This window comes from Devosia insulae DS-56 (assembly GCF_000970465.2).
Classification (GTDB): domain Bacteria; phylum Pseudomonadota; class Alphaproteobacteria; order Rhizobiales; family Devosiaceae; genus Devosia_A; species Devosia_A insulae.
In genome coordinates this window covers 22,151-40,249 of record NZ_LAJE02000074.1, presented here as the reverse complement: position 1 = coordinate 40,249, position 18,099 = coordinate 22,151, and the positions used below count along the sequence as shown (strand labels likewise).

Annotated in this window: 19 protein-coding genes; 17 read left to right on the top strand and 2 right to left on the bottom strand. The window is 65.2% G+C overall.

From position 1 onward, the window contains the following. Positions 1 to 59: 59 nt before the first annotated feature. Entirely contained in the window at positions 60 to 1,433 is a 1,374-nt protein-coding gene (gene gorA, locus VW23_RS05060) for a glutathione-disulfide reductase (RefSeq protein WP_069908500.1), read from the top strand. Between the two features lie 65 nt (positions 1,434 to 1,498). After that, on the top strand, positions 1,499 to 2,881 hold the full coding sequence (locus VW23_RS05055; RefSeq protein WP_069908499.1) for a class II 3-deoxy-7-phosphoheptulonate synthase: 1,383 nt from the start codon (positions 1,499 to 1,501) through the stop codon (positions 2,879 to 2,881). A gap of 2 nt (positions 2,882 to 2,883) precedes the next feature. Here VW23_RS05055 and VW23_RS05050 read toward each other — a convergent pair whose 3' ends face one another. Next, positions 2,884 to 3,312, bottom strand: coding sequence for a response regulator (locus VW23_RS05050; RefSeq protein ID WP_069908498.1), 429 nt, complete (start codon positions 3,310 to 3,312; stop codon positions 2,884 to 2,886). Positions 3,313 to 3,548: 236 nt separating this feature from the next. Between VW23_RS05050 and VW23_RS05045 the strand changes: the two genes are divergently transcribed. From VW23_RS05045 to gltX, 3 genes are all read left to right on the top strand, one after another. Further along, positions 3,549 to 4,688, top strand: a complete 1,140-nt coding sequence (locus VW23_RS05045) for a hypothetical protein (RefSeq protein ID WP_069908497.1) — start codon at positions 3,549 to 3,551, stop codon at positions 4,686 to 4,688. A 91-nt stretch (positions 4,689 to 4,779) separates the two neighbouring features. Then, on the top strand, positions 4,780 to 6,495 hold the full coding sequence (locus VW23_RS05040) for an NAD+ synthase (protein ID WP_069908496.1): 1,716 nt from the start codon (positions 4,780 to 4,782) through the stop codon (positions 6,493 to 6,495). Positions 6,496 to 6,604: 109 nt separating this feature from the next. Further along, positions 6,605 to 7,930, top strand: coding sequence for a glutamate--tRNA ligase (gltX, locus tag VW23_RS05035; RefSeq protein ID WP_069908495.1), 1,326 nt, complete (start codon positions 6,605 to 6,607; stop codon positions 7,928 to 7,930). On the opposite strand, the gene VW23_RS05030 is transcribed toward gltX, so the two are convergent. Beyond that, positions 7,875 to 9,035 carry a DUF2865 domain-containing protein gene (locus tag VW23_RS05030; RefSeq protein WP_069908494.1) on the bottom strand — a complete coding sequence of 387 codons (1,161 nt, stop codon included), beginning with the start codon at positions 9,033 to 9,035 and terminating at the stop codon, positions 7,875 to 7,877. The genes gltX and VW23_RS05030 overlap by 56 nt on opposite strands. A 408-nt stretch (positions 9,036 to 9,443) precedes the next feature. On the opposite strand from VW23_RS05030, the gene VW23_RS05025 reads away from it, so the two are divergent. From VW23_RS05025 to cimA, 12 genes are all read left to right on the top strand, one after another. Further along, a complete protein-coding gene (locus VW23_RS05025; RefSeq protein WP_084645564.1) occupies positions 9,444 to 9,917 on the top strand; it encodes a c-type cytochrome in 474 nt (157 codons plus the stop codon). A 121-nt stretch (positions 9,918 to 10,038) separates the two neighbouring features. Next, the gene (locus VW23_RS05020) at positions 10,039 to 10,485 is read left to right on the top strand and encodes a hypothetical protein (RefSeq protein ID WP_069908493.1); all 447 of its coding nucleotides are present in this window, start codon (positions 10,039 to 10,041) and stop codon (positions 10,483 to 10,485) included. Positions 10,486 to 10,778: 293 nt separating this feature from the next. Further along, entirely contained in the window at positions 10,779 to 12,179 is a 1,401-nt protein-coding gene (cysS, locus tag VW23_RS05015; RefSeq protein ID WP_069908492.1) for a cysteine--tRNA ligase, read from the top strand. Positions 12,180 to 12,361: 182 nt separating this feature from the next. Then, entirely contained in the window at positions 12,362 to 12,781 is a 420-nt protein-coding gene (locus VW23_RS05010) for an endonuclease domain-containing protein (protein WP_244513388.1), read from the top strand. A 5-nt stretch (positions 12,782 to 12,786) separates the two neighbouring features. Continuing rightward, positions 12,787 to 13,176: a VOC family protein gene (locus VW23_RS05005; protein WP_069908509.1), complete on the top strand. Its 390-nt coding sequence runs from the start codon at positions 12,787 to 12,789 to the stop codon at positions 13,174 to 13,176. Beyond that, positions 13,173 to 13,556, top strand: coding sequence for a VOC family protein (locus VW23_RS05000; RefSeq protein WP_069908490.1), 384 nt, complete (start codon positions 13,173 to 13,175; stop codon positions 13,554 to 13,556). The genes VW23_RS05005 and VW23_RS05000 overlap by 4 nt, the downstream gene beginning before the upstream one ends. Then, positions 13,543 to 14,040 (top strand): GFA family protein, encoded by a 498-nt coding sequence (locus tag VW23_RS04995; protein WP_069908489.1) that lies wholly within the window; start codon positions 13,543 to 13,545, stop codon positions 14,038 to 14,040. Before VW23_RS05000 ends, VW23_RS04995 begins: the two co-directional genes overlap by 14 nt. Beyond that, entirely contained in the window at positions 14,037 to 14,993 is a 957-nt protein-coding gene (gene pip, locus VW23_RS04990) for a prolyl aminopeptidase (protein WP_069908488.1), read from the top strand. The genes VW23_RS04995 and pip overlap by 4 nt, the downstream gene beginning before the upstream one ends. After that, positions 14,990 to 15,502 carry a GFA family protein gene (locus tag VW23_RS04985; protein ID WP_069908487.1) on the top strand — a complete coding sequence of 171 codons (513 nt, stop codon included), beginning with the start codon at positions 14,990 to 14,992 and terminating at the stop codon, positions 15,500 to 15,502. Before pip ends, VW23_RS04985 begins: the two co-directional genes overlap by 4 nt. Next, the gene (locus VW23_RS04980; RefSeq protein WP_069908486.1) at positions 15,495 to 15,983 is read left to right on the top strand and encodes a GFA family protein; all 489 of its coding nucleotides are present in this window, start codon (positions 15,495 to 15,497) and stop codon (positions 15,981 to 15,983) included. The genes VW23_RS04985 and VW23_RS04980 overlap by 8 nt, the downstream gene beginning before the upstream one ends. Then, positions 15,976 to 16,464, top strand: a complete 489-nt coding sequence (locus VW23_RS04975) for a GFA family protein (protein ID WP_069908485.1) — start codon at positions 15,976 to 15,978, stop codon at positions 16,462 to 16,464. The genes VW23_RS04980 and VW23_RS04975 overlap by 8 nt, the downstream gene beginning before the upstream one ends. 11 nt (positions 16,465 to 16,475) lie before the next feature. Further along, positions 16,476 to 18,089 carry a citramalate synthase gene (gene cimA, locus VW23_RS04970; protein ID WP_069908484.1) on the top strand — a complete coding sequence of 538 codons (1,614 nt, stop codon included), beginning with the start codon at positions 16,476 to 16,478 and terminating at the stop codon, positions 18,087 to 18,089. The last annotated feature ends 10 nt before the right edge of the window (positions 18,090 to 18,099 follow it).

The window sequence follows — 18,099 nt, the reverse complement described above, 5'->3', positions numbered from 1 at the left end:
ACCCTATCTGATTTGAGGCCCCGCCACCGCGCGGGGCCTTTTTACGTTCGGGGTAGGAAATGAGCGACAGTTACGATCTCGTGGTGATCGGTGCCGGTTCGGGCGGCGTCAGGGCGGCGCGGATCGCCGCGACCTATGGCGCCAAGGTCGCCATCATCGAGGAATATCGGGTTGGCGGCACCTGCGTGATCCGCGGTTGCGTGCCCAAGAAGCTGTTCGTCTACGCCTCGCGCTACAAGGACCTGTTCGAGATCGCGCCGAGCTTCGGCTGGGATGTCGGCACCCCGAGCTTCGACTGGGCCACCCTCGTTGCCAATAAGGACAAGGAAATCGCCCGGCTCGAGGCGGCCTATGTGGCGGGGCTCGAAAAGCCCGGCGCCGAGATCATCCGCGACCGCGCCACGGTGACCGGTCCGAACAGCGTGAAGCTGAGGTCGGGTCGTGAACTGACCGCCAAGACTATCCTGATCGCCACCGGCGCCCACCCCTTCATCCCGGATATCCCGGGCAAGGAACTCGCCATCACCTCAAACGAGGCCTTCCACCTCGCGCAACTGCCGCATTCCATCCTCATCGAGGGCGGCGGTTTCATCTCGGTCGAGTTCGCGACGATCTTTTCGGGTCTCGGCGTTCACACCACCATCGTCTATCGCGGCGATCGGTTGCTGCGCGGCTTCGACGAGGATCTGCGGGTCGGGCTGGAGGCCGGGTTGGTGGCGCGCGGCGTCAAGATCATCCACCAGACCAACGTGCTCGGCCTGCGCCAGACCGGCAAGGACATCACCGTCAGCTTCTCCGATGGGGTCGATGCGCCGTTCGGCGCGGTGATGTTCGCCACCGGCCGTTCGCCCAACACCGCCGGTCTCGGGCTCGATGCTGCCGGGGTCGAACTCGCCTGGGATGGCGCGGTGGTGGTCGACCCCTATTCGCGCTCCAGTGTGCCTTCGATCTACGCCGTCGGCGATGTCACCAACCGCGCCCAGCTCACCCCGGTTGCCATCCGCGAAGGCCACGCCTTCGCCGATACGGTTTTCGGCGACAAGCCGACCGCCGTCGATCACTCGCTCATTGGCGAAGCGGTGTTCGCCGAGCCCGAAGTCGGCACCGTCGGGCTCCCTGAGCACGAGGCCGCCACGCATGGCGACATCGACGTTTACGTCACTCGCTTCCGGCCGATGATCAACACGCTGTCGCTGAAATCCGACCGCATGATGATGAAGCTGATCACCAGGCCCGGTGGCGGCGAGGTGCTGGGTGTACACATCCTTGGCCCGGGTGCCGCCGAGATCATCCAGATGGCGGCGATCCCGCTCGGCATGAAGGCGACGAAGGCCGATTTCGATCGCGCCATGGCCATGCACCCGACCGCCGCCGAAGAGCTCGTGACCTTCAAGAAGCCGAGCTACGTCTACCGCGGCGGCCAAAAGCAGTAGAGGGCGGCGGCTTCACAGCGCCGCAATCCCCTGCTATTCCGCCCGCCGACTGGGAGATACGCGTGATGCCGACGACTTGGACGCCGCAGAGCTGGAGACAGAAGCCGATTTCGCAGGTGCCGGTCTATCCGGATCAGGCGAAGCTGGAAGCGGCCGAAGCGCAACTGCGCAAGTTCCCGCCGCTGGTCTTCGCCGGCGAGGCTCGTGACCTGAAGCATCAACTGGCCGAAGTCGCCGAGGGCAGGGCCTTCCTGCTGCAGGGCGGCGATTGTGCCGAGAGCTTTGCCGAGCATGGCGCCGACCACATCCGCGATTTCTTCCGCGTCTTCCTGCAGATGGCGGTGGTGCTGACCCACGGCGCTTCGAAGCCCGTCGTGAAGGTCGGCCGCATCGCCGGCCAGTTCGCCAAGCCCCGCTCGTCCGATACCGAGACCATCGATGGGGTGACGCTGCCGAGCTACCGCGGCGATATCATCAACGATATCGGCTTTACCGAGGTCGCCCGCATCCCCGATCCGGAACGCCTGCTGCTGGCCTACCGTCAGTCGGCGGCGACGCTCAACCTGCTGCGCGCCTTCGCCTCGGGCGGCTATGCCGACCTGACCCGCGTGCATGAATGGACTATGGGCTTCATGAAGGACTCGAACGCCTATCCGCGTTTCGAGGAGCTGGCCCAGAAGATCGACGACGCCATCGACTTCATGCGCGCCCTCGGCCTCACCCCGGACAATACCCCGTCGCTGCGCGAGACCAAGTTCTACACCTCGCATGAGGCATTGCTGCTCGGCTTCGAGGAAGCGCTGACCCGTCGGGACTCGATCACCGGCGACTATTACGCCACCTCCGGGCACATGCTGTGGATCGGCGACCGCACCCGCCAGGCCGATGCGGCGCATGTCGAGTATTTCTCAGGCATCCGCAACCCGGTTGGCGTCAAGTGTGGCCCCAGCCTCGTCGCCGATGACCTGCTGCGCATCATCGACAAGCTGAACCCCTCCAACGAGGCCGGCCGCATCACCCTGATCGGCCGCTTCGGTTCGGACAAGATCGCCGATCACCTGCCGCGCCTCGTCGAAGCGGTGAAGGCCGAGGGCAAGGTGGTGGTCTGGTGCTCCGATCCGATGCACGGCAACACCGTCAAGGCGTCCAATGGCTACAAGACCCGGCCGTTCGAGCGCGTGCTGAGCGAAGTGAAGAGCTTCTTCGAGATCCACCGCTCCATCGGCACCTATGCCGGCGGCATCCATATCGAGATGACCGGCGACGACGTGACCGAGTGCACGGGCGGCGGCGTCGCCGCGATCACTGAAGCGGGGCTGCAGGATCGCTATCACACCTATTGCGACCCGCGGCTCAACGCCAGCCAGGCGCTGGAGCTTGCCTTCCTCGTCGCCGAGGAGCTGCGCCTGCAGCGTCCGGCGCGCGAGCGGATCGTCGCCGCCGAGTAGGGTCAGGCGACGGCCGGGTTCCTGCCCAGCGCGCTGAACAGCTTCAGCCGGCGCGGCGGCTGCGCCGTGGCTTCGGCGTTGCGACGCACGGCGATTGCATAGTCGACCGCCTGGCGTAGCTCGGTGTTGTCCGCCGGCTTGGCAATTACCCCGATGGTTCCAGCGACGCCCTTGCCGAGCTGCTCCGGATTGGCCGTCATGTAGACCACCGTAACCCCGCGGCCGGCCAGGGCCCGCCCGAGTTCCACCCCCGTCGGCCCGTCAACCAGGTTGAGATCGACGAACGCCACTTCTGCCTCATTGGCGAGCGCCAGCGCCTGCCGGCTGTCCGCCGCGATGCCGACCGGCTGGTGGCCCAGGTCGTACAGCAGGTTCTCGAACTCGATGGCGACGAGAATCTCGTCTTCCACCACGAGGATTTTGCAGCTCATGGGTAATGCCCCGAAAGTGGCTATTCTGGCCAGCGGAACTGATCTGCCGCCGCAATGGTTGCAGTCTCGCCGCGCATGGCCGCCCTGTAGCAGGCGAAAGGCTCGCCATGCTTACTAAACCGTGCAGGTCCAACAGCTTGTGTTGCGCTCGCTTGCATTCTGCCAGTTCATTTAGCGGAACATTAACCCTAACCGGGCATGAATAGCTCACGTACGCGTTTGTTGCGGAGCATCCGATGTCCATCCGTCTGGCAACCAGTCTCGCCGTTCTTGCTGCCGCTATCGGCAGCTCGGCCTTGGCCGCCGATTGGGGGGAGGACTGGTCGCCTGAGGAGGTCTATCGCGGCGCCTACTCGACCGAGCCCAAGGACTGGACCGAGATGGGCGACGAGAGCGACGGCATCCATATCGAGACCGGCCTACGCTACTGGTATTCGTGGGGCAGCCAGAATTTCGAACTGGGCGGCGAGACGTTCTCGGAGTCCGACAATGCACATTCGGTCGAAGCCCATATCCGGGTCGAGGAAGATTCCACCAGTACCTACGCCAAGGGCTGGGTCGGTTATTCCGCGGCCATCAACGGCGAGTTCACCGATCCCTATTCCAGCGCTCCGGTGACCGATGGCCAGCTCGGCTATGGCGGTGCGGATTTCGGCTGGAACGCCTTCAGCGATGGTCAGGGGACCGGCGCCGGCGTCTTCGTCGGCTACAACTACTGGAACAACTCGCCTCGCACTTCGCGTGCCAACTACACCACGGCGACGAGTGCAGGCGACATCGCCTATAGCGAGGACACCGGCGTCTGGTCGCTCCCCGGTGACAGCGTCGACGACAAGCTCGAGTTGCACATGTTGCGCCTGGGTCTGAGCGGCAAGGCGGAAGTCAGCGACTTCTTCGACATCAGCGCCGAAGTCGCTGCTGTGCCGTTTGCCACGATCAACGGCGTCCTGGGTGGCCACGCCGGAAGCAGTGACGGCACGCTTGGACCGTACACCGGATGTCCGGTGCTCGCGCCGGACGCCTGCGCTCCACTGTTCTTCAAGGCCTCGGCAACCGAAATCACCGGCTGGGGCTACGGCGGCATGGCAGAGCTCATGGCTGGCTTCCATCCGACCGAGAACATCACGCTGAGGCTTGGCGGCCGTGCCTGGTATGTGCAGGGCACCTACGACGCAACCTATACCGGCGCTCTGGTGACGGCACCGCAAATCCAGCCCGAAGTCGACGACCCCGATTCCGACGATCCAGCGGACACGATCCCGGCTGATCCGCTTTATTCGGCGCCCACCCTGGAGCTGGACGACTACATCCAGACCGAAAACCCCTTCCAGCTGTTCCGCTATGGCCTGCTCGCCGAGCTGACCTACCGGTTCTGATCTCAGATTCTCCATGACCGGCTGTCCGCTTGCCCCGACCGGGGTGAGCGGATAAGTCTTGCCGCGTTTTCAAACGGCTCGGATTTTCCACGTGACCGATCGTCTCCGTATCGCCCTCGCGCAACTCAATCCGACGGTCGGCGCCATCGCGCAGAATCTGGCGCTGGCCAAAGCGACGCTGGCCGACGCGGCCGGGCAGGGCGCCGACATCCTGCTGTTCTCCGAACTGTTCCTCACCGGCTACTTCCCCGACGACCTGCTGTTCAAGCCGCGTTTCATCGCCGACGCGATGGCTGCCGCCGAGGATTTTGCCCGCGCCACCGCGGGCACCAGCGTCACCGCCATCATGCCAACGATCTGGCGCGAGGGCGGCAAGCTGTTCAACGCCGTGGTGGTCTGCGAAGCCGGCGCCATCACCGCCCGGCGCTACAAGCGCGAGCTGCCCAACGACGACATCTTCTACGAGAAGCGTTATTTCGAGCGCGCCGACCTGCAGGAGCCGGTGACCATCAAGGGGGTCTCGATCGGCATTCCGATCTGCGAGGATATCTGGCATCCGGAAGTCTGTGCTCACCTCGTCGATCACGGGGCACGCATCCTGCTCTGCCCCAACGGCTCGCCCTATTGGCGCAACAAGCAGGCCACCCGCTACAAGCTGGTCACCGATCGCGTCGCCGAAGACAACGTGCCGCTGCTCTATCTCAACCAGGTCGGCGGTCAGGACGAGCTGGTCTATGACGGCGCCAGCTTCGGCATCGAGCCGGGCGGCCGCCTCGTCGTCCAGGCCAAGAGCTTCGAGCCCGAAATCCTGATGTCGAACTGGGCCCGCACCGAGGATGGCTGGCGCTGCACCGACCCGCACGTCACTCCGCTGTCGAGCGTCGACGAAGCGCCCTGGCGCGCCTGCGTGCTCGGCCTGCGTGACTACGTCAAGAAGAACGGCTTCAAGTCCGTCGTGCTCGGCCTTTCCGGCGGCATCGACAGCGCCATTGTCGCCGCCATGGCGGTCGATGCCATCGGCGCCGACAACGTTCACTGCCTGATGCTGCCCTATCGCTATACCTCCGAGGAGAGCCTCGCCGACGCGCGCGACTGCGCCGAGCGGCTTGGCGTGCGCTACGACGTCGTGTCGATCGGCGATCCGGTCGAAGCCGCGCTCAGCGAGCTGCAGCCAGTCTTCGGCAACCGCCCTGAGGACCTCACCGAGGAAAACATCCAGTCGCGCATGCGCGGCGTCTACCTGATGGCGGTCTCCAACAAGCTCGGCTCGCTCCTGCTCACCACCGGCAACAAGTCCGAGATGGCGGTTGGTTACGCCACCATCTATGGCGACATGAACGGCGGCTTCAATCCGATCAAGGACATGCTGAAGATGCGTGTCTATGAGCTGGCCGACTGGCGCAACAAGCACCGGCCGGCCGATTGCCTCGGCCCGGATGGGTTGGTGATCACCCAGAACATCATCGACAAGGCGCCTTCGGCGGAACTCCGTCCCAACCAGACCGACCAGGACTCGCTGCCGCCATACCCGATCCTCGACGAAATCCTCGTCGGCCTGGTCGAGCTCGAGCTCAGCGTCGCCGAAGTGGTGCAGCGCGGCGAAGGCCGCTTCGACCGCGCCCTGGTCAAGCGCATCGAGAAACTGCTGAACATCGCCGAATACAAGCGTCGTCAGTCCGCTCCCGGCGTGAAGATCTCCCGCAAGGCTTTTGGCTTGGGCCGCCGCTACCCGATCACCAACGGTTATCGCGACGAGAACCTGATCGCCGAACCGATCGGCCGGCTGGACAGCAAGGGTCTGGAATGAGCCGTCGAGCACACGCTCGGGCAGTCGGCAATCGGCAGTCGGCAGTCGAACTTGCTGCTGTTGCGACTGCCGATTGCCGACTGCCGATTGCCGAAAGTGTTGCCACCCCATGACCACCGTCCGCTACGCCCCGTCCCCTACCGGCCGCCTGCACCTCGGCAATGCCCGCCCGGCGCTGATGAACTGGCTGTTCGCCAAATCGACCGGCGGCCGCTACATCCTGCGTCTCGACGACACCGACGCCGCCCGCTCCACGGAAGCCTTCGCCGAGGGCATTCACACTGACCTGAGCTGGCTGGGCATCGTTCCTGACCTGAAAGTCCGCCAGTCCGACCGCACTGCGCTCTATGGCGCGGCGCGCGACAAGCTGATCGCCGCCGGCCGCCTCTACCCGGCCTACGAGACCGAGGAGGAGCTGGACAGCAAGCGCGCCCGCGCCCGCCTGCTCGGCCGTCCGCCGGTCTATGACCGCGCTGCGTTGCAGCTCACGCCCGAGCAGCGGGCGAAGTACGAGGCAGAGGGCAGAAAGCCCCACTGGCGCTTCAAGCTCGATGGTCGCCCGGTCGCCTTCAACGACCTGATCAAGGGCCCGCAGATCGTCAATACCGCCTCGATGTCCGATCCGGTGCTGGTGCGCGCCGATGGCTCCTATCTCTACACGCTGCCCTCGGTGGTCGACGACATTGAGCTCAGCATCACCCACGTGATCCGTGGCGAAGACCACGTCAGCAACACCGGCACGCAGATCGAGATCTTCGAGGCCCTGGGTGGCCAGGTCCCGAACTTCGCTCACCATAACCTGCTGACCGGGGCTGATGGCGAGGGGCTCTCCAAGCGCCTCGGTTCGCTGTCACTTCAGGAGTTGCGCGAGGCCGGTTACGAGCCGATGGCCGTCGCCATGGCCGCCGTGCTCACCGGCACCAGCCTGCCGCTCGAGCCCTATCCGGATTTGTCGGCACTCGGCCAGGTGTTCACGCTCGAAGCCGTGTCGCACGGCTCCGCCCGCTTCGATCCGGCGGAGCTCTCGAGCCTCAACGCCCGCATCCTGCACCAGATGCCCTACGACGCGGCGAGACCGCGCCTCGAAGCGCTCGGCTTCGCCTCCGAGCCGCTGTGGCTGGCGCTGCGCGGCAACCTCGCGGTGTTCGCCGATATCGTCGATCTCGCGACGCTGGTTTCCGGCCCGGTCACGCCGGTGGTCGCCGACGAGGATCGCGACTTCCTGCGCGCGGCGCGCGAACTGTTGCCGGCCGAGCCGTGGGACGAAACCACCTGGTCGAAATGGACCGAAGCCGTGAAGACCGCCACCGGCCGCAAGGGCAGGGCGCTGTTCCACCCGCTGCGCCTGGCCGTCACCGGCCGGGAGCAGGGGCCCGAACTCAAGTCCCTGCTGCCACTTGTGGGGCGTACGGAGTGTCTGGCCCGACTACCCTGACCCGCTTGTCGCCGAACTGAACGATCCGCCCGGGCTGGTCGGGCGCCGCCGGCGCCACCACGGCGACCACCGGCTTGGGGGTTTCGCCCGGCGCGGCCGGACGCGGGCGCGGCAGCGGCACGTCGACGAACTGCGTCAGCTCGGCCACCTGGGTCACCGTCGCGACAGTAGGAGAAATCCGGCGCCCGTCCCGTAGTGGTAGCGGGAAGGTCGCGCCACGGAACGTCACCATGGCGCGTGTCCCGCCACCGGCAAGCTCCGCCAGCGTGATGGCGCCCTGGTCCTGCGTCGAGGTGCATTTGTTGGTGGTGTCGAACTCGGTACGGAACTTGAAGGCGTTGGGCAGCGACGAATAGGGCTCGCCCCACTCGTTGATCATCTGCTCCGGTTCCTGCCCGGGGTTGTCGTAATAATAGAGATCGACATCCAGTCCCGGACACATCGCCCGGCATTGCTGCGCGTCGTTGGCGACATAATCCACCAGCGTCGAATAGCTGATCGGCCACCAGAACCCGTCGGTCTTGCGCACGCACAGCGTCCGTACCGTGTGATAATCGCCATACGGGTTGAACTCTTCGCCCCGGATGCCGCCGGCGCCGTCATCGCCATCGGTGAACACGCCGAACAGCCGCTCGAACAGGTTGCCGCGGTCGCCGCGCTGCACCTGCACACGGGATCGGCCATCGCAATCGAAGCGCGCCATCTCCTGCAGGATCGCTTCGCGCTGCTGTGCCACTGCCTCACCGGTGCTGACGCTCTGCGACAGCTGCTGCACTTCCTCGCGGCCGCGCAGCACGTCGCGCGCCAACGACCGGCATTCGGGCGTGAGTCTCCTGCCGGCCTTGGCATCGTCGTTGCAGCCCTGGCGCACATAGGCGCTTTCGGAACGCTGCACTTCGCGCTGCAGCCGCTTCAGCGCGCCGCCTTGCGAATTCTGGAAGTCCGAGTTCCGGTCGAGTGAGCGCAGCGTCGCCTGCAGGCGCGCGCAGCTGTCGGCCTGCGCGTAGGCAGTCGACACATCGATCACGAGGCCCGCCCATGCCACGAACAACAGCAGGGCAAAGCGGACCAGAAGGGCGGAGGCGCGTAAGTGGGCGCGGGTCATCAGTTCGAACCGGATCGTGTGGCCCTCCGCCAGAGCGCTTTCAGGAAAAGTTGCAGGCTTTTCCGGTTCGAAAGCGCGAAAACCCAAAGACTTGGAGCATTTCGGCGCTTCATAGAAGCGGCAAATGCTCTACTCGGCCAATACGCCTAAAGCGAGACAGCGCCGCGAGATTCGTAGCTAGCAATAGCACAGCACGAGCGCCGGTTAACGTCTCGTGACCGCCCTCGCAACGTTGCTTTGCGACGGTAACGCAGCCGTGACCAGGGTCGCCGGAGTTTGTGAAAATCGGCGGGCTGTCAATGGCGAAATTCGCAGCTAGGCTCCTCTGTGGATTCTGCCAAGCAGCCGTGACTGCTTCACAATCCAGCGTCACCAGGCCCGTTCCCAGGACCTCCAGGAGTTGCCGATATGCCGTCGAATAGGCTCACAGCGTTCGCGCTGACGATTGTCGTGGCTGCCGTCACTACCCTTTCATTCGCCCAGGACATCACCATCACCACCGATCCGGCGCTTGCAGCGCTGAGCCCCGAAGAGATGGTGGCCAAGCGCCAGGCTATCATGAAGGAGGATGGGGGCATCCTGAAGGGCGCTGGCGCCCTCAGCGGCGCCGAGGCGGTCACCGCCGCCGATCACCTGATCGCCAACCTCTCCAACCTGACCGTGCTGTTCCCGGAAGGGTCGGCGGTAGGGGATACCGGGGCGCTGCCGGTCATCTGGGAGAAGAACGCCGACTTCCAGGCCATCCTCGTCACCGCTGTTACCGCCGCCACTGCCATGAAGACTGCGGCCACTGCGGGCGATGCCACTGCCTATGCCGACGCCATCAAGGCGGTCGGGGCCACCTGCGGCCAGTGTCACCAGACGTTCCGCCAGAAGAGCTGAGTCTCGGCGAATTGGGCGACAGAAGGGCCGTTCGCGGCCCTTTCTCTGCTTTTCTGGAGTGGCCGGGCAGAGGTTCTGTGCTTAGGTGCAGAGCATCGCGCCTTGTCGCTGGAGTACCACTTTGCAAGTTCGCATCGCTTTCGCCGCTCTCGCCGGCCTGATCGCTGTTTCCCTCACCCCTGCCGTGCAGGCGCAGACCCCCGCCGACTTCACCGGGTTCAACCAGACCTGCCTTGCGGCAGAAGCCTTCCTGCTTGGCGAAGTGCCTGAGGGGGTCGATTCATCGCTGATCCTCACGCCGCTCTGCGGTTGCCTGACCGGCGCCTTCAAGGACATGCCGCAGAAGGATGTCGATATTCTCGCCGCCGACCTCCGGGGCGAAGGCACCGACGAAGCTCATACCGCCCATGGCAGCTACGAACAGGTCACTGAGCTCGCCCGCGAGGGCCTGACCACCTGCTTCGCCAGCCCCGAGGTCACCGCCGCCATGCAGGCCGTTACCCCGCCTGCCGCCGATCCGGCAGCACCGGCGCCGGCCGATCCCGCGGCTCCGGCAACGCCGCAATAACCCATCGATCAAGGGGCGCTGCGGCGCCCCTTGCTTTTTGGCGGCGCTGCGGTCACATTGCGCGCCATGAAAACCGGCACCGCGAACTGCATTACCGGCTGCATTATTATCCGCTAAGCATTGCTGGCGGCGCGGTTTTCTTCATCCTCTGATCTCTAGTCCGAAGAACCCGTCCGCGAGCGCGTGGAGCGTTGTCAGGAACAAGCCTGTCCCCGCGAAGGCGGGGATCGCAGGCCTTTCCACCTCGACAGCGCGACCATTCAAGAACCGATCGTGCGCGAGGAACTGTAACTTTGGGCCAAACCACACTGAAGCTCCACAACACGCTGACCCGGGCGAAGGAGGACTTTGTCCCCATCGATCCCAACAATGTCCGCATGTATGTGTGCGGGCCGACGGTCTACGACTACGCCCATATCGGCAACGCCCGCCCGGTGATCGTCTTCGATCTGCTGTACCGGCTGCTGCGCCATGTCTACGGCGCCGATCACGTCACCTATGCCCGCAACATCACGGACGTCGATGACAAGATCAACGCCCGCGCTGTCCGCGATTACCCCGGTCTGCCGCTCAACGAGGCGATCCGCAAGGTCACCGAGAAGACCGCCGACCAGTACTTCAAGGATGTCGCGGCGCTCGGCACGCTCGAGCCCGACCATCAGCCGCGCGCCACCGACTTCATCCCCGAGATGCAGTCGCTGATCTCAACCCTGATCGGCAGCCGTCACGCCTATGAGGCCGCCGGCGAAGTCTTGTTCGACGTCGGCTCCATGCCCGACTACGGCAAGCTCAGTGGCCGCAACCTCGAGGACAATCTCGCCGGCGCCCGCATCGCGGTCGACGCGCACAAGAAGAACCCCGCCGATTTCGTGCTGTGGAAGCAGTCCAGCGCCGAGGAACCCGGTTGGGATAGTCCGTGGGGCAGGGGGCGCCCTGGCTGGCATATCGAGTGCTCGGCGATGAGCGAGCGCTATCTTGGCCAGGTCTTCGACATCCACGCCGGCGGTCTCGACCTGATCTTCCCGCACCACGAGAACGAGATCGCCCAGTCGCGCTGCGCCCACGGCACGCCGGTCATGGCCAACTACTGGCTGCATAACGGCTTCCTGCAGGTCGAAGGCCAGAAGATGTCGAAATCGCTCGGCAACTTCATCACCATGCATGAGCTGTTGGAGACCGACACGTTCGGCGGCCGTAAGTGGCCGGGCGAAGTGCTGCGCCTCGCCATGCTGATGACCCATTACCGCGAGCCGATCGACTTCTCAGTCAAGCGCCTGGAGGAAGCCGAGCAAAAGCTGCGCGACTGGCAGCGCGCTGCCAAGCCCAGGCCCGGCACCCCGCCCGAGCCCTCGGTTGTCGCCGAACTCACCGATGACCTCAACTTCCACCGCGCCTCGGTGGCGCTGGACGTCGTCGCCCGCAAGGCCAATCGCGGCACCGAAACCGCCGCCAATTGCCTCGCCGCCACGCTGGAATTCCTCGGCTTCACCACTGACGGTCTGCTGACCGCTGCTGCCGCCGACGCCCCCGAAGGCGTCGAACAAGCCGTCGCCGCTCGTCTCGCCGCCCTCAACGCCAAGGATTTCGCAAAGGCTGACACCATCCGGGCTGAATTGCTGACACAGGGTGTCCAACTGATGGACTACAAAGACGAAGCCGGCCAACGCCAGACCAAGTGGGAGGTGGTGAGGTGAGTGCAGATCGTGACACACGCCCCAACCTTCCCTCTCCCCTTGAGGGAGAGGGTGCCTCGCGCAGCGAGGCGGGTGAGGGGCAGTACCATCGCCGTCACGACGAATGGCGCACCAGCTTGACACCCACGTTGCGCCTCCGCGCCAAGTCGATGCGAACCAATGCCACTGAGGCAGAAGCGCAGATGTGGAAGCTGCTTCGCGATCGGCGCTTTCTTGGCTTCAAGTTTCGCAGGCAGTTACCGATCGGGCGGTTCATCGTGGATTTCGTCTGCCCGTCCGCCATGCTCATCGTCGAGCTCGACGGTAGTCAGCACGCCGAGGACAAGCGTGACTTGATACGTGACGCATGGCTGACGTCACGCGGGTATCGCGTGCTCCGCGTGTGGAACAACGAGCTCGTCACCGATCGTACTAGCGTGCTTGACGCGATCTGGCATGCCTTGCATCCGGCCCCTCACCCGCCCTTCGGGCACCCTCTCCCTCAAGGGGAGAGGGGCGATGTGGCGCGATCTCGCCCCAGCCCTCCCTCTCCCCTTGAGGGAGAAGGTGCCTCGCGCAGCGAGGCGGGTGAGGGGCAGTTCAGCCGGGAGAACCACCCATGACCGTCATCATCGACCATGTCGGCCTCAAGGTCACCGACTTCGTCCTGTCGCGGGACTTTTACACTGCCACGCTCGGCGCCCTCGGCATCAAGCTGCTTGCCGAGTTCGAGTATGACGGCGTGAAGTCGGCCGGTTACGGCATCGATCGTCCGACTTTCTGGCTCGGCACCGGCAAGACGCTGCGCGGTGGCGACACCCATGTCGCCTTCGTCGCTTCGAGCCGTTCTGCGGTCGAGGCTTTCTACACCGTGGCGCTTGCTGCGGGCGGCCGCGACAACGGCCCGCCGGGCCTTCGCCTGCATTATTCGCCTGATTACTACGCCGCCTTTGTACTCGACCCGGATGGAAACAATATCGAGGCCGTCTATGTCGGCCCACAGGGAGGACGCCCATGAGCGCTTTGGATCACGTAGCCATTTCGACTGCCGATTACCCCACCTCGCTGGCCTTCTACGAGAAGGCGCTGGCGCCGCTCGGTATCAAGACGCACATGAAGTTCGAGGGCGAGGAAGGGAACGTCGCCGGTCTCGGCTCCGAGCAGCCGTTCCTGTGGATCGGCGACGGCGGCAAGCTCACAGGTGGCCGGGTGCATCTCGCCTTCAGCGCTCCAAATCGGGCCGCTGTCGATGCGTTTTACGCCGCAGCGATCGCCGCTGGCGGCAAGGATAACGGCCCGCCGGGCCTCCGCCCGCACTATCACGCCACCTACTACGCCGCCTTCGTCTACGATCCGGACGGGCACAATATCGAAGCCGTCTGTCATGCCCCCGAGTGAGGCCCCGTTCACCGGCGGCTGCCAATGCGGCGCGGTGCGCTTTGCCGTCGGCCGGCTCGGCCGCGGCTCGATCTGCCATTGCCGCATGTGCCAGAAGGCCTTTGGCGCCTTCTTCGGGCCGCTGGTCACCTCGTTCGACGTCACCTGGACCCGCGGCGGGCCGAGATACTTCGAGAGCTCGGACAAGATCAAACGCGGTTTCTGCGCCGAGTGCGGCACGCCATTGACCTATGAGGAGATCGGCCGACCGCCCGACCAGCAGGTCGAGATCGCCATCGGCGCCTTCGATGATCCGACCGTCGCCGCGCCGGTGATCCAGGTCAATCTGGCCGACAAGCTGCCGTTCTTCGATGGCCTTGCTGCCCTGCCGGTGCGCACCGAGTATTCGGCCGGGTGGCACGAGTTCATGGCGAGCCTCGTCAGCCATCAGCATCCCGACCACGACACGGCCGAGTGGCCGCCGAAACAAGGTTTCCCGGCGTGACCCTGCGCACCTACTATCCAGAGATCGAGCCCTACGCCTCCGGCCATCTCGAGGTCGGCAACGGCCATCAGGTTTACTGGGAGCGCGTCGGCACGCCCGGCGCCAAGCCTGCCGTGTTCCTGCATGGCGGCCCTGGCGGCGGCCTCAGCCCCAATCAGCGCCGCGTCTTTGACCCCGCCCGCTACGACGTGCTGCTGTTCGATCAGCGGGGCTGCGGCAAATCGCAACCCTTCGCCGAACTCGAACACAACACCACCTGGGATCTCGTCGCCGATATCGAACGGCTCCGCGAGATGGTCGGTGCCGACCAGTGGCTGGTCTTTGGCGGTTCCTGGGGCTCCTCGCTGGCGCTGGCCTACGCGCAAAAGCATCCCGAGCGCGTCACCGAACTGGTACTGCGCGGCATCTTCACCCTGCGCCGCTGGGAGCTGCTCTGGTACTACCAGCACGGCGCCTCGCTGCTCTTCCCCGACAAATGGCAGCGCTTCATCGCACCGATCCCGCCAGCCGAGCGCGGCGACATGATCGCTGCCTATCGCCGGCGCCTCACCAGCGCCGACCGCGACATCCGGCTCGGCGCAGCGCGCGAATGGGCGCGCTGGGAAGGCGAAACCATCACCCTGCTGCCTGATCCGCAGGTCAGCGACGCGTTCTATGGCGAGGAATATGCGCTCGCCTTCGCTCGCATCGAGAACCACTATTTCGTCCATGCCGGCTGGATGGACGAGGGCCAGCTGATCCGCGATGCCGGCAAGCTTCGCGATATCCCTGGCGTCATCGTCCAGGGCCGCTACGACATCGCCTGTCCGCCACAGACCGCCTGGGACCTGCATCAGGCGTGGCCAGAGGCGGAGTTCATCATGGTCGAAGGGCAGGGGCACGCGCTGAGCCAGCCCGGCATCCTCAATCATCTGATCGAAGCGACGGATCGCTTCGCAGGAGGTGGAATGTGAGTGACGACAGCTATCGCTTTCGCGAGTACTCCGGCGGCTGCCAGTGTGGCGCAGTGCGCTTCCACGCCACCGAACTGCGCGACAACCCGCATTTCTGTCACTGCCGCATGTGCCAGAAGGCCAGCGGCAACGTCTTCGTCGACCTCGTCGGCATCCGCCACGAGCACCTGACCTGGACCCGCGGCAAGCCCAGCGAGTTCAACAGCTCCGATGTGGCGGCCCGCGGCTTCTGCAGCAATTGCGGCACGCCGCTCTACTACCGCTCGCTGGGCGGGCCGCATGTCTCGATGACCATCGGTTCGTTCGACCAGCCGCACCTGATCCCCATCCTTTACGAGATGGGCCTCGAGGGCCGCCATCCGAGCCTGCTCCCCCTACCCGGTGCCGAGCAGATCGGCACCACCGAGGAAGGCGACGGGGTCGAGGCAGTGGCCCGCGTCCGCGCCTCCAACCACCAGCACCCCGATCACGACACCGAGGTGTGGGTCCCGGGGGGCTCGCATGGATAACACAGTCGCAAGCGGCGGCTGCCAGTGCGGCGCCATCCGCTACCGATTCACTGCACCATTCAACGATGTGAGCCTTTGCCATTGCCGCATGTGCCAGAAGGCGACCGGTGGGCTGTTTGGCGCCTTCGCCGGCGCGCCGGCTCAAAACTTCGAGCTCACCCGGGGGAGCCTCGGCATTTTCCGTTCGTCCGATACGGTCGAACGCGGCTTCTGCGCCGCCTGCGGGACGCCGCTGACGTTCCGTCGCCCCGGCGGCAGCTATGTCAGCGTCACCATCGGCTCGCTCGATCACCCTGAGGCGGTGACCCCCACCGAGCAGACTTGCACGAACGGTCGTCTCGACTATGTGGGCGCCCTCGCCGACGTGCCCGATCTCCCGCCGATCGAGGAGGTCGCCCCCGATCTGGCGCGCCGCATCCGCGCGACCAACCATCAGCACCCCGACCACGACACCACCGACTGGGTTCCGCGCTATGTCTGAAGTCCACCTCTCCGGCGGTTGCCAGTGCGGCGCAGTCCGTTTCCGGGTCGACCAGCAGCCCGACAACGTCCATGTCTGCCATTGCCGCATGTGCCAGAAGGCGGTAGGCGGGCCGTTCGCGGTGATCTGCCCGGTCGAAAAGGTAAACTTCCACGTCACCCGCGGCGCGATCAGCTGGTTCAAGAGCTCCGAACTTGCCAATCGCGGCTTCTGCCGCGAGTGCGGCACGCCGCTGATCTTCGACTATCCGTGGGCGCCCGATATCGGGGTGCTCTCCGGCGCCTTTGACCAGCCCGACCGCGTGCCGCCTGTCGTGCAATATGGCAACGAGAGCCGCGTCAGCTGGTATGCTCATCTCGGCGAGTTGCCCGGCGACACGCCGACCTATTCGGTCGATCCGGAGGGCCGCCTCGGGCGAATTAGTAGCTCCAACCGGCAACACCCCGACCACGACACGGCCGAATGGCCACCCCGTAACTGAGTATTTCGCCAATGACTGCCCAAACTGCTGCCCAAGCCAAGGAACGCCTCTACCTCTTCGACACCACGCTGCGTGACGGCGCGCAGACGGCCGGCATCGAATTCTCGCTCGAGGACAAGATCTCGGTCACCGCGCTGCTCGAGCGCCTCGGCGTCGACTACGTCGAGGGCGGCTACCCCGGCGCCAATGTCATCGACGACCAGTTCTTCACCGAGTGCCGTACCCGCGACGCCGTCTTCACCGCCTTCGGCATGACCAAGCGGGCAGGGCGCTCGGTCGGCAACGATCCGGGTGTGCAGGCAACGCTCAACGCCGTGTCCGACGCCGCCTGCTTCGTCGGCAAGTCCTCGTCGCATCAGGTAAAGGTGGCGCTCGGCATCTCGCTCGAGGAGAATCTCGAGAACCTCCGCGAAACCGTGGAGGCCACCGTCGCCGCCGGCAAGGAAGCGCTGGTCGATTGCGAGCATTTCTTCGATGGCTACAAGTCCGACCCGGACTATGCCCTCAGCTTCGTTCGCACCGCGCTTGATGCCGGTGCCCGCTGGGTCGTGCTCTGCGACACCAATGGCGGCACCATGCCGTCGGAAGTTGCGGCGATCGTCGGCGAGGTCAGCAAGGTCGTCCCCGGCGATCACCTCGGCATCCACGCCCATGACGATACCGGCCAGGCCGTCGCCAATACGCTTGCCGCCGTCGCCGCCGGCGTCCGCCAGATCCAGGGCACGCTCAACGGCATCGGCGAGCGTTGCGGCAACGCCAACCTGATCACCCTGATCCCGACGCTGGCGCTGAAGCCCGGCTTCGCCGACCGCTTCGAGATCGGCGTCAGCAGCGAGCAACTGGCCGATCTCACCTCGATCTCGCGCGCTTTCGACGACCTCCTCAACCGCGCTCCGGCCCGGCAGTCGCCCTATGTCGGCACCTCGGCCTTCGCCACCAAGGCCGGCATTCATGCCTCCGCCCTGGCCAAGGACTTCTCGACCTATGAGCACGTGCCGCCCGAGCTGGTCGGCAACGAGCGCAACATCATGGTCAGCCAGCAGGCCGGCAAATCCAACCTGCTCGCGGCGCTGAAACGCCATGGCATCGAGCTCGGCAAGGATGATCCGCGTCTCGAGCGGCTGCTGCGTACCGTCAAGGAACGCGAAGCCCGCGGCTACTCTTACGATGGGGCCGATGCCTCGTTCTTTATTCTCGCGCACGGCGTGCTCGGCACCCTGCCGGAGTTCTTCGACGTCGAGAGCTACCGGACCAGCGTCGAGCGCCGCCACAACGCGCGCGGCGAACAGGTCGTCGTCACCGAGGCGGTGGTGAAGATCCGCATCGGCGACCAGTTGCTGATGTCGGTCGCCGAAGGTAACGGCCCGGTCAACGCCCTCGACCTCGCCATGCGCAAGGACCTCGGCGTGTTCTCGACCCGCATCGCCGACCTCGAACTGGTGGACTTCAAGGTGCGTATCCTCGACGGCGGCACGGGCGCGGTCACCCGTGTGCTGGTCGAAAGCCGCGACGGGACCGGCGAGCGCTGGTACACCATCGGGGTCAACACCAACATCATCGACGCCTCATTTGAGGCGCTTTACGAGTCGATTACCTATAAGTTGATGAAATCAGAGGCAGCCTGAGACGCCGGAA